This window comes from Pseudomonas sp. 9_2_1, from assembly GCF_059295275.1.
In genome coordinates this window covers 3,738,132-3,754,415 of the sequence record NZ_CM181239.1, presented here as the reverse complement: position 1 = coordinate 3,754,415, position 16,284 = coordinate 3,738,132, and the positions used below count along the sequence as shown (strand labels likewise).

The following is a 16,284-nucleotide window of genomic DNA, read 5'->3' as shown; positions in this document are numbered from 1 at the left end:
AGTTACCTTGCCGCGATCCGAGGCGGCCCGCCTCGTTGTGCTTCGCGTATCCAAAGCAAGCCCTGGGGCCTGGGTGCGACGGTGAAATGGGTATGAGGTACTCCGGCCTGCATGATGACACGACGGAGGCAACCCATGGCGGTTCTCGACAGCGCATCCACGGGCAGTAGCGCGCCCCAACGCGGTATCACCAAGGAGGAGCGCAAGGTCATCTTCGCCTCGTCCCTGGGCACGGTGTTCGAGTGGTACGACTTCTATCTGTACGGCTCACTGGCCGCCATCATCGCCAAGCACTTCTTCGCCGGCGTCAATGAAACCACCTCGTTCATCTTCGCCTTGCTGGCGTTTGCTGCCGGCTTTGCCGTGCGACCGTTCGGGGCCATCGTGTTCGGGCGCCTGGGCGACATGGTCGGGCGCAAGCACACCTTCCTCATCACCATCATCATCATGGGCTTGTCCACCGCGCTGGTGGGCCTGCTGCCCAGCTACGCCTCGATCGGGGTGGCGGCGCCGATCATCCTGATCAGCCTGCGCCTGCTGCAGGGCCTGGCCCTGGGTGGCGAGTATGGCGGCGCCGCCACCTATGTCGCCGAACACGCGCCCAAGGGCCGGCGCGGCTTTTTCACGGCCTGGATCCAGACCACTGCGACCTTGGGGCTGTTCCTTTCACTGCTGGTGATCATGGCCTGCCGCACGGCCATGGGCACCGAAGTGTTCGAAGACTGGGGCTGGCGGGTGCCGTTCCTGCTGTCGATCCTGCTGCTGGCGATTTCGGTGTATATCCGCATGCAGCTCAACGAGTCGCCGGTGTTCCTGAAGATGAAGGCCGAGGGTAACGCGTGCAAAGCGCCGCTGACGGAGTCGTTCGCCCGCTGGGACAACCTCAAGGTGGTGATCATGTCGCTGCTTGGCGGCACTGCTGGCCAGGCCGTGGTGTGGTACACCGGCCAGTTCTACGCGTTGTTCTTCCTGTTGCAGACGCTCAAGATCGAACCGCAGACGGCCAACCTGCTGATTGCCGGTTCGCTGCTGATCGGCACGCCGTTCTTTATCTTCTTCGGCAGCTTGTCCGACCGCATTGGCCGCAAGAAGATCATCATGGCTGGCTGCATCATCGCCGCGCTGACCTACTTCCCGATCTTCAAGGCGCTGACCGAGTATGGCAACCCGGACGTGTTCGTCGCCCAGGAGCAGAACCCGGTGGTGGTAGTGGCTGATCCGGGCCAGTGCGCGTTCCAGTTCGACCCGGTGGGCAAGGCCAAATTCACCAGCTCGTGCGACATCGCCAAGAGCCTGCTGGCCAAGCGTGCCATTCCCTACACCAACCAGGCAGCCGAGCCGGGCAGTGTGACCCAGATTCGCATTGGCGAGCGGGTACTGCAGAGTTTTGATGGCCGCAGCCTGGCGGCGGCGGACTTCAAGGCGCAGAACGACGCCTTTACCGCGACCCTGGGCGGCGCTTTGAGAGAAGCAGGCTACCCGGAAAAAGCCGACCCGGCGAAGATCCATTACCCGATGGTGCTGTTGCTGCTGACCATCCTGGTGATCTACGTGACCATGGTCTACGGGCCGATAGCCGCGTGGTTGGTGGAGCTGTTCCCGGCGCGCATCCGCTATACCTCGATGTCACTGCCTTATCACATCGGCAACGGCTGGTTCGGCGGCTTCCTGCCGACCGTGGCGTTTGCCATGGTGGCAGCCACCGGGGATATCTATTACGGCTTGTGGTACCCGATCGTGATCGCGGTGATGACGGCGGTGCTGGGCATCTTGTTCCTGCCGGAAACCAAGGACCGGGATATTACTTGAGGTGGATACAGGTGGTATCGGTCGCCTACGCAGGGAACGCATCAGGGCTGAGAGGTGCTTGCCACAAGATATGCAGCGCCTGTGAGATCGAGCGCCGCCCGCGCGGCGCTCGGTCTCCCAGGCGCTGAAAATACCGTGGCAAGCACCTGTTAGCCCTGACGCAGCTAGCCAAAGACCACAGGATCTCCTACCCGATGCAGAAGCGGACTTGCCCGCGAAACGGCCACTACAGGCACCCGTCAATCAAAATACCCACGCAGCCCGAACGCATACCCGGTATCCACCCCCGCAGCTTCACCCCGGTTCCAGCGCTTGTTCAACACGAATTCGAACGCCGGCTCGTACACCCCGTCCCGCACCAGCGCACCGGCCAGCACCTCTACGTCATACCAGCCATTGTCCAGCTCGATCATCGGCCGCCCCGGCACCTGATAGCGCGCCAGCAGGTCACCCAAGGTCTTCGGCGTGAAGTGCTGCAGGATGCGCCAGGTGTACAGCATCAGCGCTCCGTGCTCGACCCGCAGCACATAGCCATTGCGCCGGTGCTTTAGCCGGCTGCCAGCTTCACGCAAGGCCGGCGTATGGCCATCGAGGGTGAACAGGATGCGGTAGGGCAGGTTGTCGACCCCGGCCAGGGGCAGCACCACACCCTCGCGCACCGCCTGGTCGCCGCTGTCGTCATGGGTAAATGCATAGGCCAGGTCGTCGGGCAGTTGCCGGTCGCGCTTGAAACGCTCGAGCAGCTGGATGTCGCCGAGCAGGAAATAGTCGACCAGGTCGTTGAGCACTTCGCTGAATTCGTGGCGCATCTGTTTTCCTTGTTTTTGCGCGTGAGGGGCAAGCCGCTAGTGCTTCTGGGCGATCTGGATCAGGTTGCCACAGGTGTCGTCGAATACCGCGACAGTGACTGGGCCCATGGGGGTGGGGGGCTGGGTGAAGTGCACGCCTGCTGCGCACAGCCGGGTGTGTTCAGCATGGATATCACGCACGCCGAACGAGGTAACGGGGATGCCGTCCTGCTTGAGCGCAGCCTTGTACGCCTTGGCCGCAGGGTGCGCATCGGGCTCCAGCAGCAGCTCGACGCCATTGGGGTCGTTGGGCGAGGTCAGGGTCAGCCAGCGGTGCCGGCCCATGGGGATGTCATGCTTGGGCTCGAAACCCAGTACGTAGTGGTAGAACGCCAGGGCCTTTGCCTGGTCCTCGACAAGAATGCTGGTGACCACGATCTTCATAAGCGCACACCGTATGTCTGGGAGCGATAAGTACCAGTAAAGACGGTCGGGGGCATTTGACCAGTGGCACTGGGCCGCAAACGGTGAAGCCCTGGCTACAAAAATACTGTTCAAGTCCCAGTTAAATCCTTCCTCCGCCGGCACCCACTGGCCAGCTGCCAAGGGGTAAAGTGTCAGGCACGATCCCCGCGCGCCCAGGTCGGCGTCAAAGAGGTACCCGTGGCTGCCTACACCCTGCGACAACTCAAGTATTTCGTCACCACCGTGGAAGCCGGCAGTGTTGCCGAGGCTTCACGCCAGCTGTACATCGCCCAACCGTCGATCTCCACGGCCATCAAGAGCCTGGAAGAAAGCTTCGGCGTGCAGCTGTTCATTCGCCACCACGCCCAGGGCGTGTCGCTGACCCCCAGCGGCAAGCGCTTCTATGCCAAGACCAGGTCGCTGCTGCAGATGGCCCACGAATTCGAGCAGAACGCCCTGGCCGACAACGACACCGTGGCCGGGCACATCGACATCGGCTGTTTCGAAACCGTGGCACCGCTGTACCTGCCGCGCCTGATCGCCGGCTTTCGCCAGCGCTATCCGGGGGTGGATATCCGCCTGCGCGATGGCGAGCAGCAGGAGCTGATCCAGGGCCTGACCGCCGGCACCTTCGACCTGGCGTTTCTCTACGATCATGACCTGGACGGCACCATCGAGGCCGAGCCGTTGATGCCGCCGCAGAAACCCTACGTGCTGCTGCCTGAGCACCACCGTTTTGCCGGCCAGGCCCAGGTATCGTTGCGCGACCTGTGCCCCGAGCCGATGATCCTGCTGGATGTGGCCCCCAGCCGCACCTACTTCGTCAGCCTGTTCAACGAAATGGGGCTGACGCCGAACATTGTCTTCAGTTCGCCGTCCATCGAGATGGTGCGTGGCATGGTCGGGCAGGGCTTTGGTTTTTCGCTGCTGGTGACCCGCCCGCATTCCGAGTACACCTACGATGGCCAGCGCCTGGCGGTGCTCGACATTGCCGAGCCGGTGGCGTTGTCGGGGCTGGCAGCAGCGCGCTTGAAGCGCGTGCAGCTGACCAAGCCGGCCCAGTTGTTCGTCGAGTTCTGCCGGGAAGAACTGGCAAAGTTCTGAAAGCGGCACGCCATGCAGGCTGCGCCATGGCGTGCCGACGGCTCAGGGGTTGACCTGGTAACCGCGTCCTTGCAGGCAGCCACTGTAGGCACTGGCATGGGCCTGGGTCTTCGCTTCGTCCTGGCCGCGACGGTCTTGACGACGCTCCTGGCGCTGGCGCATGCCACCCACTGCGGCGCCGGCGGTGGCCACTTCCCCGGCGCGGTTCTGCCGGTACTGCTGCTTGGCATCATCGCTGGCCCGGTCATACAGTTCTTCATGCTGATTACCGCGCACCTGCGCGCCCGCTGCACCCGCGACCGCACCTGCGGTCGCGCCTCGCACCCGGCCACCGACATGGGCACCGCCAGACGCCGCCGTACTGTTCGCAGCGTTGGTGGCGACGGTATTGCAATCGTTGATATCCAGTTGCGTCTGCTGGCTGCTCTGGCCTTTGAGCGGCACCACCGACTGCGCCTGGGCGACAGATGCCAGGCACGACAGCACCAGCAGGTAACTCCACGTGAACGTGCGCATGGCACACCTCCATTGGGCGGAAAGCCCGTTTAACAGGATAGTCCGGTTGTAGTGGATAGCGGGCCACACAAGCGCAAATAGCGAACCGAGGCCGGTGGCCCTTGGCTGAGCGCCTGGAGCAAGTCAGCCTTGGCTGGCCTTGCGCAGTGGCACTTCGCGCAGGAGCCAGGACAGCACGAAGGCCACGCTGGTGATCATCCCGGCCAACAGGAACACCCCATGCATGGCGCTTGAAAACGCCTGAAGATAAGTGTGTTGCAAAGCTGCAGGCAGGGCATGCACGGCGGCGGGCGAGAGGCTCGCGGCGCCCCCGGCGCTGGCGGCGAACTCACTCCCCAGGCCGCCCAGCAAGGCATGCGAGAACAGCGCGCCGAACACCGAGACACCGATGGCACCGCCAATCGAGCGGAACAACGTGGCCCCAGAGGTGGCAACGCCCATGTGGCGGGGCTCGACGCTGTTCTGCACCGCCAGGATCAGGACCTGCATGACCATGCCCAGGCCGGCGCCCAGCAGGCCCATGTAGAGGTTCATCAGCGCCGTCGGGGTGTCCAGCTGCAGCCGGCTGAGCAGGCCCAGGGCAACCACTTGCAGCAGGGTGCCGAGGATCGGGAACACCCGGTAGCGGCCCCAGCGGCTGATCAGCCGACCGGTAATCGCCGACACCACCAGCAGGCCACCCATCAGCGGCAGCATCTGCAGCCCGGCGCTGGTGGGCGTGGCATTTTTCACCACTTGCATGTACAGCGGCAGGAAGGTGACTGCGCCGAACAGCGATACCCCGACGATAAAGCCGATCAGCCCGGCCAGCACGAAGGTGCGGTGGCGGAACAGGTGCAGCGGCATGATCGGCTCGGCGGCGCGGCGTTGTTCGACCACGAACCCGACCAGGCCGAGCAGCGCGAACAGCGACAGGCACAGCATATCCAGCGATTGCCACGCCAGCAGGCTGCCGCCCAGGCTGGTAATCAGCACCAGGGCTCCCAGCGCCACGGTAAGGAAGAACGCGCCGATGTAGTCCACCGTATGCCGCACCAGGGCCACATGCGGGCGAAATACGCCGCCGATCACCAGCAATGCCAGCAGGCCAAGGGGCAGGTTGATGTAGAAGATCCAGTGCCACGACAGGTGCTCGACCAGAAACCCACCGACCAACGGGCCCACCACAGTGGCCAAACCGAACACACCGCCGAACAGTCCTTGATAGCGACCGCGTTCGGCAGGCGGTATGACATCGCCGATGGCGGCCATCGCCACCACCATCAAGCCACCCCCGCCCAGCCCTTGCAGTGCACGGAAGGTGATCAGCTGGGCCATGTCCTGCGCCAAGCCACACAGTGCCGAGCCCAGCAAGAACAGGATGATGGCAACTTGCAGTACACGCTTGCGACCGAACTGGTCGCCGAACTTGCCATACAGCGGCACCACCACCGTCGAGGCCAGCAGGTAGGCTGTGACCACCCACGACAGCCAGCGCAGCCCGCCCAGGTCGCTGACGATGGTCGGCAGGGCGGTGGAAACAATGGTCTGGTCAAGGGCGGCCAGGAACATCACCAGCATCAGGGCTGCCAGCAGCAGCGGGATGGAGGTTTGCGCATGCGTGGCGGCGGGGGAAGTATCAGTGGATATCGGTTGCACGGGGCGGACCTCAACGGAGCGTGGCATGGGCCTGGGCATGTTGCAGACCGGCGTCCTGCAGGCCTGCCAGGGCAAAGCGGTACAACTGGCTCGCAACGGATGCGCTGGGCATTTGCAGGATTTCGTGCAGCGCCCCGGAGCCGCCTCGCGGGCCGATCAGCAACATTGCCCAGGGTGCCGTGACACAGAGGATGCAGCGGGTCAGGGCGGGGTCGTCGACGGGGATGCCGCTGACCTCGCTGAACAGCCCCTTGAGCAGCGACAGGCGCAGGGGGGCCGCGGCCTGCAGGTGCGCCTGGCCATGAGGGCTGGGGGCCAGGATTTCTGCAGCCAGCACGCGCAGGTGCCAGTTGTCCCGCGCCGAAGTGGCCTTGTGCACCACCAGCTCCACCAGCACCCGCAGTTTTTCCGCAGCCGGCTGCGACCCCTGGATGATGCGCTGCAGGTCGCTGAGGTCGAGGAAGCGCTTTCGGGCCTCGTCGAGCACGGCCAGGTACAGGCCATTGCGGCTGCCGAAGTGGTAGTTGATCGAAGCGAGGTCGACATCGGCCTTGGCCGCGACCGCCTTGTTGCTGGCTTCAGCGTGGCCAAGCGCGGCGAACAATTCGCCGGCAGCTTCAAGGATGCGGGTGCGGGTTGCAGCGCCATCCTTGCGGGGTTCTCGAGGGGCGGTGGACATGGCTTGGGCTCTGCGTCTCAAGGTTTGAGCAGAGCGTGGTGCAGGACAAGTTTAAAATCAATTTAAATTTAATTTATCTGATGGAAATCACCCATCAAATCGCTGCAGGAGCAACTCAAGGCTGCTCCTGCAGGTCGCGGGTCAACGCCCGTTGCTGACGGTCTCCTGCACCCGCTTGGGCTTGTCCAGCGGCAGTTGGTCGAATTCACGCAAGCCGTCCTTGCGGTACGGGTCGCCGATCCAGCGCGGCGCTGCCACGAACTGTGGGCTTACCAGGCTCCTGGCGGGCTGGTATCGGTCGTAGCTCAAGCCAGCCAGGTCGGACAGGGTATGGATCAGGTGCGAGCTGCTGTAGGGGCGGTTGGCCATTGCCTGCAGGTCGCGAGGGTGTGCGGCCTGCCAGCTTGGCGATGTCCACAGCAGGAACGGAATGGTGTACATCGGCCGGGTCGGGGCGCCTTCGTTGCGCCCCAGGCGGTCGTGGTCGCCGGAGCTGTACACGTCTTCACCATGGTCGGACAGGTACATCAGGAAGCCGTTGGGGCTGCCAGCCGAGTAGCGCTTGATCAGGCTCGACACCACGTAGTCGTTGTAGCGCACGGCGTTGTCGTAGAAGTTGTAGGTTTCCACCTGGTCGGCCGTCAGTTTGCCTGGCACGCCCTGGCTGTCGGTGAAGTGCGCGTAGTCCTTGGGGTAGCGGAAGCGGTAGTCCATGTGCGTGCCCAGCAGGTGGACGATGATGAACTTGTTCGGCGCAGGGTCCTGCAGTGCCTTCTCGAACGGCGCCAGCACCACGTCGTCATACTGGCTGGCATTCTGGTTGCGCTGGTTGTTCAGGTACACCGGCACGTCCGTCTGCTGCGAGAAGGTGGTAAGCATGGTATTGCGCTTGGTCATGGTCTGCTGGTTGGTGATCCAGAAGGTCTTGTAGCCTGCCTGTTTCATCAGGTTGATCAGCGACGGGTCGGTGAGGAAGCGGTCCGGGTCCTGCTGGTCACCGAAGGTGAGGATCTGCTGCATCACTTCGATGGTATACGGGCGCGGCGAAACGACATCGCGGAACACCGTCAGGCCCTTGTCGCCGGCGGCCAGTGCGTCGAGGTTGGGCGTGGTGTCGCGGTTGTAGCCGTACAGGTGCATGTGCTCGCGGGTGGTGGACTCGCCCAGCACCAGCACCAGGGTGCGTGGCGCCGTGCCGCTGCTGTCGCGCAGGTTCTGCAGGGGAGGCAGCGCGGCGTTCTGCGCCAGCAGCTCCTGCATGTTGTCCAGTTGCTGGCGGTACTGCCGGTAGCCGACCAGCAGTTGCCAGGGCACGGCAGGTTCCATGCGCTGCTGCACCTTTTCGGCGGCATCGGCGAAGCTGCGTTCCTGGGTGACCATCTGCTTGTAGAACGGGTACACCAGGTTGGCCACCAGCAACAGCAGCACCACCGGCAGGCGGCTGCGCAGCGGCAGGCTGACCGGGCGCACGCGCTTCCACAGCAGCACGGCTACCAGGGTGTACAGCAGCAGCGCCAGGCCCAGGCCGACGCTGAAATACTGGCTGAAGTACTCCCCGGCTTCGGCGGTGTTGGATTCGAACATCACGAAGATGACGCTTTGCGAGAACTCCTGGCGGTAGATGCCGAAGTAGCTCAGGCCCACCAGCGAAGCGGCCCACAGCACCAGGCCGATGACTGCCGCAGTGGCGCGGGTGAAGCGCGGCAGCAACAGTACCGGCGCCAGCCACAGGCTGCTGAGGAAGAACGCATCGCGAAACCCGGCAAACCCGGTGGTACCACTGAACAGCAGCAACGCCTGGGTAACGCCGGAGAAGTACCAGAAGAACAGCAATAGCCAGCCCAGGCCGGCCCAGTCCACGCGCTTGGGCGCGGAGGGGGATGTAGTGTGTGACACGTATGCCTCGTCGTACCTTGGCGGCCAGCGGACATGCCCGCGGCCGGAAAGGGCGTGACGCTAATCTGTCGAGTGTGAAAATAGCGTCAACGAACGTGGGCGGCGCAGGTATGATGGTGTCAGCGAAACCGTACTGACAGGCACCCTGAACCATGAACCGTCGCAAGAAGATCAACCAGCTGTTGAAAGCGCATGCCAAGAAGGCCAGTGCCAAACTGGCGCCGCGCAAGCCCAAGTACATTTGCAAGGCTGACCGTTTGAAGCTGGAGGCTGAGGCGGGGGAGACCGCTGTCGGAGCGAATGGCTGATGGCATCAGGGCTGTCAGCCCTGATGCGATCCCTGTAGGACCCTCACCTGCCAACGAGGCTCCGCAAAACGGCCTCAACCTGCATAAAACACCGGATCAACGGCGATAATACCGGTGCTCGTCATGGTGCCGCTGGTGCAGGGCCCGCTCATGCCGGCGCTCCCAGTCACGGCGCCGTTCCCAGTCGCGCCGGCGCTCCCAATCCCGCCGGGCCTGCTCGCGCCGCCACTGCTCGCGGCGCCAGTCGCCGCGGCGGTCATGCCAGCGGTCGTCATCATGGGCCAGCAGTGTGTCTGGCTGCGCAGCAGCCACACTGGCTACCCGTGACCAGGGGTTGGCAGCAGGCTGCACCGGTGACTGTACGGCCGGGGCCACCGCGACGGGCGCCTTCATTTGTGTTGCCGATGCAGTGCCCATCGCCGCGAACGAGAACAGGCCGAGCAGCATCAACCTAGCGACATGTATTTTCATGAGCGAAGCCCACCTCTGATACCAATTGAGCCATTTGGCCAGCAGGTGCGCAGCGAACCCTGTGTCGCGTTGCGCTACCTTTCTGTGCCTCACAGATAGACCGGCAATCGGGAAAAAGTTCGCTGCAGCAACAACTTGTAGAGAATTGGCGGTTTACACCGCTACGCAAACACCTCACGCAGATGCGCCCTGTAGCTGTCAAACGCGGCGATGGCACCCACCACCACTTCGGCCTCTTCCTGCTCATCCAGCAGCAGCCCATCCAGCCTGGCAACGAACTCGCGCCAGTGCAGCGCCCGGCCATCCGGGTGCGCTGCCAGGTGGCGGGCGCCGTGGTGCTCATCCAGGCCCAAACGCTGGGTATGCCTGAACAGAAACGCCGCGCCCAGGTTCGAGCCCTCGCTGCAATACAACCAACCCAGCGCCTGGGCCGCACTGGCACAAATCGTTGCGGGCGCTGCCGGCAACGGCAGGCCCAGATCGCGCAGGTCATCCACGACGGCACTGAAGCGCGACAGCTGCATCAGCCCCGGCAACTGCTGGTTGAGTTGCTCGTCCTGGTACAACGCCAACAGGCTGCCGTGAAAGCGATGCTGCACCTGCAGGAAGCGGCCGTAGCGCGCGCGGTCTTCGAAAGGCCGTGCCGCCATCACCAGTTGGTCGACGCTGTCATGGTCGCGGCTGCTGGCCGCCTTCAGGCGTTTGCAGCGGCCCGGCTCCGTGAGGGGGGGAGGTACAACAGTCATTGGCGTATCCATGGCAACGGGCAGTACGCATATGATGCTTGTCGTCCCTGGCCAGCAGCAAGCACCACGCTATGGCCCTAACAGAAAACCGTGGGCGGGCGGGTGCCGTTGAAATCGGTGGGTTGAATATGAACGGGCAATGATCGGCTTAGCCCCGAACAACCTTGTGCAAACCGTTTGCCCGTACCGGCCTCTTCGGGGATGAACCCGCGAAGAGGCCGGTACGGGGTTTACAAGGCAGCCGCCCCGGCCTTGGCCACCTGGGCATCTTGCTCGGACTTGACCCCGGACACGCCAATCGCTCCCACCACCTGGCCATCCACCCGCAGCGGCACGCCGCCTTCGAGGCTGGTCAGCAACGGTACAGTGACGAACGCGGTACGCCCGCCATTGACCATTTCCTCGTAATCCCGCGTCTCTTTGCGCCCTAGCGCAGAGGTGCGGGCTTTTTCCACCGCGATGTAGGCGCTGGCCGGCGCGCAGCCGTCCATACGCTCCAGGGCCAGCGGGTGGCCGCCGTCGTCGACCACGGCGATCGTCACGTTCCATTGCCGGGCCCGGGCCTCGGCGCGGGCGGCGGTGAGCACGCGGGCGACTTCGGCCTGGCCGATCACGAACTTGCTATGCATGGGGGTTCTCCGGGTTCAGGGCTGCTTCGACAATTTCGATCCAGTGCCGCACCGGCGTGCGTCCAGCCCCGTCCAGATGGGCCTGGCAGCCAATGTTGGCAGTGGCAATGACATGCGGTTTACCGCTTTCCAGGGCATTCAGGCGGTTGTCGCGCAGCTGCTGTGACAGGTCCGGCTGGGTCAGCGAATAGGTGCCAGCCGAGCCGCAGCACAGGTGCCCGTCCGGCACCTCGGTCAGAGTAAAGCCCAGGCGCGTCAACAGCGCCTCCACTACACCGCCCAGCTTCAGGGCGTGCTGCAGGGTACACGGGCAGTGAAAGGCCAGGCGCTGCTCGGCGCACAGGCTCAATTGCTCGACTGGCTCATCGCGCAATACTTCTACCAGATCGCGTGACAGGGCGCTGACGCGTGCGGCTTTGGCGGCGTAACGCGGGTCCTGCTGCAACAGATGCCCGTAGTCGCGCACGAACGCGCCGCAGCCGCTGGCGGTTTGCACGATAGCCTCGGCACCGGCTTCGATCGCCGGCCACCAGGCGTCGATGTTGCGCCGGGCCCGATGCAGGCCTTGCTCCTGAGCGTTGAGGTGGTAGTCCACGGCGCCGCAGCAGCCGGCCTGTTGGATCGGCACCACGCTGATGCCCAGGCGGTCGAGCAGGCGTGCAGCGGCGGCGTTGGTGTTGGGCGACAGCGCCGGCTGCACGCAGCCTTCCAGCATCACCACCTGCCGCGCATGGCGTGGCGCGGGGCGTATGCCGGGCGCGCTGACTCGGCTCGGCAGCTTGCCCTTGAGCGCCGCCGGCAGCAGTGGACGCAGAACCTGGCCGCTGCGGGTCAGGGCCTTGAACAGCGCCGGGCGCGGCACCACCGCGCGCAGGGCCTCACGCAACAGGCGTTGAGTGAATGGGCGGGGTACCTGTTGCTCGACCACTGCGCGGCCGATGTCCAGCAGGTCGTGGTACTTCACCCCGGAAGGGCAGGTGGTTTCGCAGTTGCGACAGGTCAGGCAGCGGTCCAGGTGCAATTGGGTGCTGGCAGTGACCGGCTCGCCTTCGAGCACCTGCTTGATCAGGTAGATGCGCCCACGCGGGCCGTCCAGTTCATCGCCCAACAACTGGTAGGTAGGGCAGGTGGCGGTGCAGAAGCCACAGTGCACGCAGGCGCGCAGGATGCTCTCGGCTTCGTCGGCGCGGGCCAGGCGTCGGGACGCTTCGCTCAGGTTGGTTTGCATGGTCTGGCCTCACAGGTCCGGGTACAGGCGGCCAGGGTTGAACACCCCCTGGGGGTCGAGCTGCTGCTTGAGGGCGCGGTGGTAGCGCATCAGCGCATCGGGCAGCGGCGGGCTGCTGGCTGGGCCGGGTGTGTAGAGCGTGGCATGGCCGCCCACCTTGTCAATGTCATGGCGGATGTCCCCGGGCGCTGCCGTGGACTTGAGCCAGCGCTGCGCACCCGCCCAGTCGAGCAGTTGCTGGCCCGGCAGGTCCAGATCGCCGGTGGCCACTGGCACCGACAAACGCCAGAGCGGGGCAGGGTCATCGAAAAAGGCCAGGCGCTGTTCGCGCAAGTCACGCCAGAAACCGCCGTCCAGCACCTCGCCGCCCAGGCGCCGCGCTGCCGACTGCACCGAACCTTCGCCGCCTTCCAGGCGCAAGTACAGCGCGTCGCCGTCATGGCAGGCCGCGCTGATCGGCAACGGCTGCTGGCCCCATTCGGCCAGCTCGGCCAGCGCCTGGTGGCGGCCCATGGGCAGGCGCAGGCTCAGGCATTGACGTGGGCGAGGCAGCACCTTCAGCGACACTTCGGTCAGCAGCCCGAGGCAGCCGAAGCTGCCTGCCATCAGCCGCGAAACGTCGTAGCCGGCGACGTTCTTCATCACTTCGCCACCAAAACGCAGCAGCTTGCCGTGGCCGGTGATCACCCGCGTGCCCAGTACATAGTCGCGCACAGACCCCGCCCAGGGCCGACGAGGGCCGGACAACCCGGCCGCGACCATGCCTCCCAGGGTAGCCTCGTGGCCCAGGTGCGGTGGCTCGCACGGCAGCATCTGCCCGGCCTCGTGCAGGGCCGCCTCGATCTCGCGCAGCGGCGTGCCGGCGCGGGCGGTGAGCACCAGCTCTGTCGGGTCGTAGCTGACGATGCCGCGGTGGCTGCGGGTATCGAGCAGTTCGCCGGCCAGCGGGTTGCCGAGCATCGCTTTGCTGTTGCCGCCCTGTATGCGAAGCGGGGTACCCTGGTGCAGTGCCTGATTGACCTGCTCCAGGAGGGCCTGGCTGATGTCGCGGTCCATGCTCATTCAGAAGCGCTCCAGGTCGGGGAAGGGCAGTTGCCCATGGTGGACGTGCATCGCACCGAATTCGGCGCAGCGGTGCAGGGTAGGGATGTTCTTGCCCGGGTTCAGCAGGCCCTGCGGGTCGAAAGCGGCCTTGACTGCGTGGAACAGGGTGATTTCATCGCTGTTGAACTGCGCACACATCTGGTTGATCTTCTCGCGCCCCACGCCGTGCTCGCCGGTGATGCTGCCGCCCACCGCCACGCACAGTTCGAGGATTTTGCCGCCGAGGGCTTCGGCGCGCTCCAGTTCGCCTGGCAGGTTGGCGTCGAACAGGATCAGCGGGTGCATGTTGCCGTCGCCGGCATGGAACACGTTGGCCACGCGCAGGCCGTAATGCGTGGACAGGTCGCTGATGCCCTTGAGCACCCTGGGCAGTTCGCGGCGCGGGATGGTGCCGTCCATGCAGTAGTAGTCCGGGGACATGCGCCCCACCGCCGGGAAGGCGTTCTTGCGCCCGGCCCAGAAGCGCATGCGCTCGGCTTCGTCGCAGGCCAGGCGCACGTCGCTGGCGCCGGCTTGCGCCAGCAACTCGGCGACCCGTGCGCAATCGTCGTGCACATCGGCCTCCACGCCGTCCAGCTCGCACAGCAGGATGGCTGCTGCGTGCACCGGGTAGCCGGCGTGGATGAAGTCTTCGGCGGCGCGGATCGCCAGGTTGTCCATCATCTCCAGGCCGCCAGGGATGATGCCGGCGGCGATGATTTCGGCGACCGCCCGGCCGGCATCCTCGACGCTGTCGAAACTGGCCAGCAGCACCCGTGCCACCTGGGGTTTGGGCAGCAGCCTGACGGTGACTTCGGTAATGATCCCTAGCATGCCTTCGGAACCGGTGAACAGTGCCAGCAGGTCGAAGCCGGGGCTATCCAGGGCATCGCTGCCCAGGGTCAGGCGCTCGCCCTCGATGGTGAGGATGTCGACCTTGAGCAGGTTGTGCACGGTCAGGCCGTACTTCAGGCAGTGCACGCCACCGGCGTTTTCGGCAACGTTGCCGCCGATGGAACAGGCAATTTGCGAGGACGGGTCGGGCGCGTAGTACAGGCCGTGGGGGGCTGCAGCCTGGGAAATCGCCAGGTTGCGCACGCCGGGCTGCACGCGGGCAAAACGGCCCTGCGGGTTGACTTCGAGGATGCGCTTGAAGCGCGCCATCACCAGCAGGATGCCCTTGGCCAGCGGCAGCGCGCCGCCCGACAGGCCAGTGCCGGCACCGCGTGCGACCACCGGCACGCCACGCTGGTGGCAGAGCCTGAGCAAGGCCTGCACCTGTTCCAGGCGCTCGGGCAGCGCCACCAGCAGCGGCACCGTGCGGTACGCTGACAGGCCGTCGCATTCGTAGGGTTTGAGGTCTTCCTGGCGGTACAGGATTTCAAGGTCCGGCAGCGCATCGCGCAACGCGTGCAGCAGCGCCGTCTGGTCCACGGCGGGTAGCGCGCCATCGACACGTTCGTCGTACAGGATATTCATCGGCTCACTCGGCAACGGTTTTTGTTGTTGTTGGCAAAGCGGTCACCCTTGCAGCCTGCGTGCGCCGGCGGTGTTGGTCGAGAGGCAGAACCAGTGGTCCTACCAGTTCTTCGGCATGGTGCTGGTAATTGATGGGTTTACCGGGCTAGATTGGAAACAGCGGTGCGAGTGGTCCTACCAGTGTGAGGGAGTGCAGTGGGTACTGAAGGCAAGACCAAAGTCGCCGATCAAGTCGCCGAACGAGTCGAGCGGCTGGTTGTTGAAGGCGTGCTCAAGGTCGGCCAGGCACTGCCGTCGGAGCGGCGGCTGGTAGAAAAGCTGGGTTGTTCGCGCTCGGCGTTGCGCGAGGGCCTGCGCATCTTGCGAGGGCGCGGCATCATCGATACCGAGCACGGGCGTGGCTCGTTTGTCGCAGACCTGGCCAGCCAGGCGGGCGCGACGCCTTTGATGCACCTGTTCAACTCGCAGCCGCGCACGTTGTTCGACCTGCTGGAAGTGCGCGCGTTGCTGGAGGCCGAATCGGCGCGGCTGGCGGCGCTGCGCGCCACCGAAGTCGACCGTTTGCTGATCCGCAGGCGCTACGAGGAAATGTTGGCGGCGCATGCTTGCGCAGACGCGCTCGATCCCCGCGAGCATGCCCGCCGCGACCATGCGTTCCATCGGGCAATCAGCGAGGCGTCGCACAACCCGGTGCTGGTGCATACCTTGCAATCGCTCAGCGACCTGACCTTGAGCACGGTGTTTGCCTCGGTCAATAACCTGTACTGCCGGCCGGCGCAGAAGCGCCAGATCGACCGGCAGCATGCGCGGCTGTATCACGCGGTGATGGAGCAGTTGCCCGAACAGGCGCAGCGGGCGGCGCGCGAGCATATCAACGGGATCCGCGACAGCTTGCGCGAGATCGAACAGGAAGAGCAGCGCCTGGTGAGGGCTACCATGCGCATGGATGGTTGGGGGTGATGTTTGCCTGGGCCGACCTCTTCGCGGGTAAACCCGCTCCCACAGGGACGGCGTCGGCCTGAGGGCGGCGGGAGCGGGCCAGCCCGCGAAAGGGCCGGTGCAGGTTTACTCAATGGTCGGCTATGCGGTCATCCTGCGAAAGGATTGCGCGGGCCAGCTCTTCATCGTTGGCCTGCAACCCCGGATGATCCTTGCGGGCCTGTTCCAGCGCAGACTCCACATAGGCGCCGCGGATAGCCCCGCCACTGGCAACAAAGGCAGAGAGCTCGTCACGGGCCGGGATGATCCGTTTGTCGTCCTTGAAGGTCGAGTACAACGAGGCGGAAACACCGGCCGAGGTGGCGACGTCGCCCGCATCGACGCGGGCCAGGGCGGCACCGGCAGGCAGCAGGAGCAGCAGCGCAGGGGCGAGGAGTAGGTGGCGCATGTCGTGTTCTCCAGTAGCGTGAAGCCCAAGGAAATAAACCACTCAGTGAATAAGAGGG

At 64.8% G+C, this 16,284-nt stretch carries 17 protein-coding genes; 4 read left to right on the top strand and 13 right to left on the bottom strand.

Translation table 11 applies throughout. The features are described 5' to 3' along the window. Positions 1–135: 135 nt before the first annotated feature. A complete protein-coding gene (locus AC5O5I_RS16970) occupies positions 136–1,809 on the top strand; it encodes an MFS transporter (protein WP_172218807.1) in 1,674 nt (557 codons plus the stop codon). A gap of 239 nt (positions 1,810–2,048) precedes the next feature. On the opposite strand, the gene AC5O5I_RS16965 is transcribed toward AC5O5I_RS16970, so the two are convergent. Both AC5O5I_RS16965 and AC5O5I_RS16960 read right to left on the bottom strand, forming a co-directional pair. Continuing rightward, positions 2,049–2,618 carry a hypothetical protein gene (locus AC5O5I_RS16965; protein WP_172287428.1) on the bottom strand — a complete coding sequence of 190 codons (570 nt, stop codon included), beginning with the start codon at positions 2,616–2,618 and terminating at the stop codon, positions 2,049–2,051. A gap of 36 nt (positions 2,619–2,654) precedes the next feature. After that, positions 2,655–3,041, bottom strand: coding sequence for a VOC family protein (locus AC5O5I_RS16960; RefSeq protein ID WP_494511204.1), 387 nt, complete (start codon positions 3,039–3,041; stop codon positions 2,655–2,657). Positions 3,042–3,260: 219 nt separating this feature from the next. On the opposite strand from AC5O5I_RS16960, the gene AC5O5I_RS16955 reads away from it, so the two are divergent. Continuing rightward, the gene (locus AC5O5I_RS16955) at positions 3,261–4,166 is read left to right on the top strand and encodes a LysR family transcriptional regulator (RefSeq protein ID WP_172287429.1); all 906 of its coding nucleotides are present in this window, start codon (positions 3,261–3,263) and stop codon (positions 4,164–4,166) included. Between the two features lie 42 nt (positions 4,167–4,208). On the opposite strand, the gene AC5O5I_RS16950 is transcribed toward AC5O5I_RS16955, so the two are convergent. From AC5O5I_RS16950 to AC5O5I_RS16935, 4 genes are all read right to left on the bottom strand, one after another. Continuing rightward, a complete protein-coding gene (locus AC5O5I_RS16950) occupies positions 4,209–4,682 on the bottom strand; it encodes a YMGG-like glycine zipper-containing protein (RefSeq protein WP_172287430.1) in 474 nt (157 codons plus the stop codon). Between the two features lie 123 nt (positions 4,683–4,805). Further along, entirely contained in the window at positions 4,806–6,320 is a 1,515-nt protein-coding gene (locus tag AC5O5I_RS16945) for an MDR family MFS transporter (protein WP_494511203.1), read from the bottom strand. Positions 6,321–6,330: 10 nt separating this feature from the next. After that, complete coding sequence (locus AC5O5I_RS16940) at positions 6,331–6,999, bottom strand: TetR/AcrR family transcriptional regulator (protein WP_172231766.1); 669 nt, start codon at positions 6,997–6,999, stop codon at positions 6,331–6,333. Positions 7,000–7,140: 141 nt separating this feature from the next. Continuing rightward, positions 7,141–8,895, bottom strand: coding sequence for a phosphoethanolamine transferase CptA (locus AC5O5I_RS16935; RefSeq protein WP_172231763.1), 1,755 nt, complete (start codon positions 8,893–8,895; stop codon positions 7,141–7,143). Between the two features lie 152 nt (positions 8,896–9,047). Between AC5O5I_RS16935 and AC5O5I_RS16930 the strand changes: the two genes are divergently transcribed. Then, positions 9,048–9,203, top strand: a complete 156-nt coding sequence (locus AC5O5I_RS16930) for a DUF2986 domain-containing protein (RefSeq protein WP_172231760.1) — start codon at positions 9,048–9,050, stop codon at positions 9,201–9,203. A 96-nt stretch (positions 9,204–9,299) separates the two neighbouring features. Here the strand turns inward: AC5O5I_RS16930 and AC5O5I_RS16925 are convergent, their stop codons facing one another. From AC5O5I_RS16925 to glcD, 6 genes are all read right to left on the bottom strand, one after another. Then, positions 9,300–9,650 carry a hypothetical protein gene (locus AC5O5I_RS16925; protein ID WP_172230174.1) on the bottom strand — a complete coding sequence of 117 codons (351 nt, stop codon included), beginning with the start codon at positions 9,648–9,650 and terminating at the stop codon, positions 9,300–9,302. Between the two features lie 185 nt (positions 9,651–9,835). After that, complete coding sequence (locus AC5O5I_RS16920) at positions 9,836–10,420, bottom strand: biliverdin-producing heme oxygenase (RefSeq protein WP_494511202.1); 585 nt, start codon at positions 10,418–10,420, stop codon at positions 9,836–9,838. A 230-nt stretch (positions 10,421–10,650) separates the two neighbouring features. Continuing rightward, complete coding sequence (locus AC5O5I_RS16915) at positions 10,651–11,049, bottom strand: heme-binding protein (protein ID WP_494511201.1); 399 nt, start codon at positions 11,047–11,049, stop codon at positions 10,651–10,653. Further along, on the bottom strand, positions 11,042–12,277 hold the full coding sequence (glcF, locus tag AC5O5I_RS16910) for a glycolate oxidase subunit GlcF (RefSeq protein ID WP_494511200.1): 1,236 nt from the start codon (positions 12,275–12,277) through the stop codon (positions 11,042–11,044). Before glcF ends, AC5O5I_RS16915 begins: the two co-directional genes overlap by 8 nt. A gap of 9 nt (positions 12,278–12,286) precedes the next feature. After that, complete coding sequence (gene glcE / locus AC5O5I_RS16905) at positions 12,287–13,339, bottom strand: glycolate oxidase subunit GlcE (RefSeq protein WP_172286531.1); 1,053 nt, start codon at positions 13,337–13,339, stop codon at positions 12,287–12,289. Next, positions 13,340–14,839, bottom strand: a complete 1,500-nt coding sequence (gene glcD / locus AC5O5I_RS16900; RefSeq protein WP_172286532.1) for a glycolate oxidase subunit GlcD — start codon at positions 14,837–14,839, stop codon at positions 13,340–13,342. Between the two features lie 195 nt (positions 14,840–15,034). Between glcD and glcC the strand changes: the two genes are divergently transcribed. Next, positions 15,035–15,799: a transcriptional regulator GlcC gene (gene glcC / locus AC5O5I_RS16895; RefSeq protein ID WP_172286533.1), complete on the top strand. Its 765-nt coding sequence runs from the start codon at positions 15,035–15,037 to the stop codon at positions 15,797–15,799. Positions 15,800–15,908: 109 nt separating this feature from the next. Here the strand turns inward: glcC and AC5O5I_RS16890 are convergent, their stop codons facing one another. Continuing rightward, a complete protein-coding gene (locus tag AC5O5I_RS16890) occupies positions 15,909–16,226 on the bottom strand; it encodes a DUF2388 domain-containing protein (RefSeq protein WP_016487609.1) in 318 nt (105 codons plus the stop codon). Positions 16,227–16,284 lie beyond the last annotated feature (58 nt).

Bases quoted from the DNA above. Each gene is read 5' to 3' on its own strand.
- AC5O5I_RS16960 (WP_494511204.1), bottom strand. From the start codon at position 3,041: ATGAAGATCGTGGTCACCAGCATTCTTGTCGAGGACCAGGCAAAGGCC.
- AC5O5I_RS16925 (WP_172230174.1), bottom strand. From the start codon at position 9,650: ATGCTGCTCGGCCTGTTCTCGTTCGCGGCGATGGGCACTGCATCGGCA.
- AC5O5I_RS16890 (WP_016487609.1), bottom strand. From the start codon at position 16,226: ATGCGCCACCTACTCCTCGCCCCTGCGCTGCTGCTCCTGCTGCCTGCC.
- glcD (WP_172286532.1), bottom strand. From the start codon at position 14,839: ATGAATATCCTGTACGACGAACGTGTCGATGGCGCGCTACCCGCCGTG.
- AC5O5I_RS16950 (WP_172287430.1), bottom strand. From the start codon at position 4,682: ATGCGCACGTTCACGTGGAGTTACCTGCTGGTGCTGTCGTGCCTGGCA.
- glcE (WP_172286531.1), bottom strand. From the start codon at position 13,339: ATGAGCATGGACCGCGACATCAGCCAGGCCCTCCTGGAGCAGGTCAAT.
- AC5O5I_RS16940 (WP_172231766.1), bottom strand. From the start codon at position 6,999: ATGTCCACCGCCCCTCGAGAACCCCGCAAGGATGGCGCTGCAACCCGC.
- glcF (WP_494511200.1), bottom strand. From the start codon at position 12,277: ATGCAAACCAACCTGAGCGAAGCGTCCCGACGCCTGGCCCGCGCCGAC.
- AC5O5I_RS16965 (WP_172287428.1), bottom strand. From the start codon at position 2,618: ATGCGCCACGAATTCAGCGAAGTGCTCAACGACCTGGTCGACTATTTC.
- AC5O5I_RS16930 (WP_172231760.1), top strand. From the start codon at position 9,048: ATGAACCGTCGCAAGAAGATCAACCAGCTGTTGAAAGCGCATGCCAAG.
- AC5O5I_RS16920 (WP_494511202.1), bottom strand. From the start codon at position 10,420: ATGACTGTTGTACCTCCCCCCCTCACGGAGCCGGGCCGCTGCAAACGC.
- AC5O5I_RS16915 (WP_494511201.1), bottom strand. From the start codon at position 11,049: ATGCATAGCAAGTTCGTGATCGGCCAGGCCGAAGTCGCCCGCGTGCTC.
- AC5O5I_RS16970 (WP_172218807.1), top strand. From the start codon at position 136: ATGGCGGTTCTCGACAGCGCATCCACGGGCAGTAGCGCGCCCCAACGC.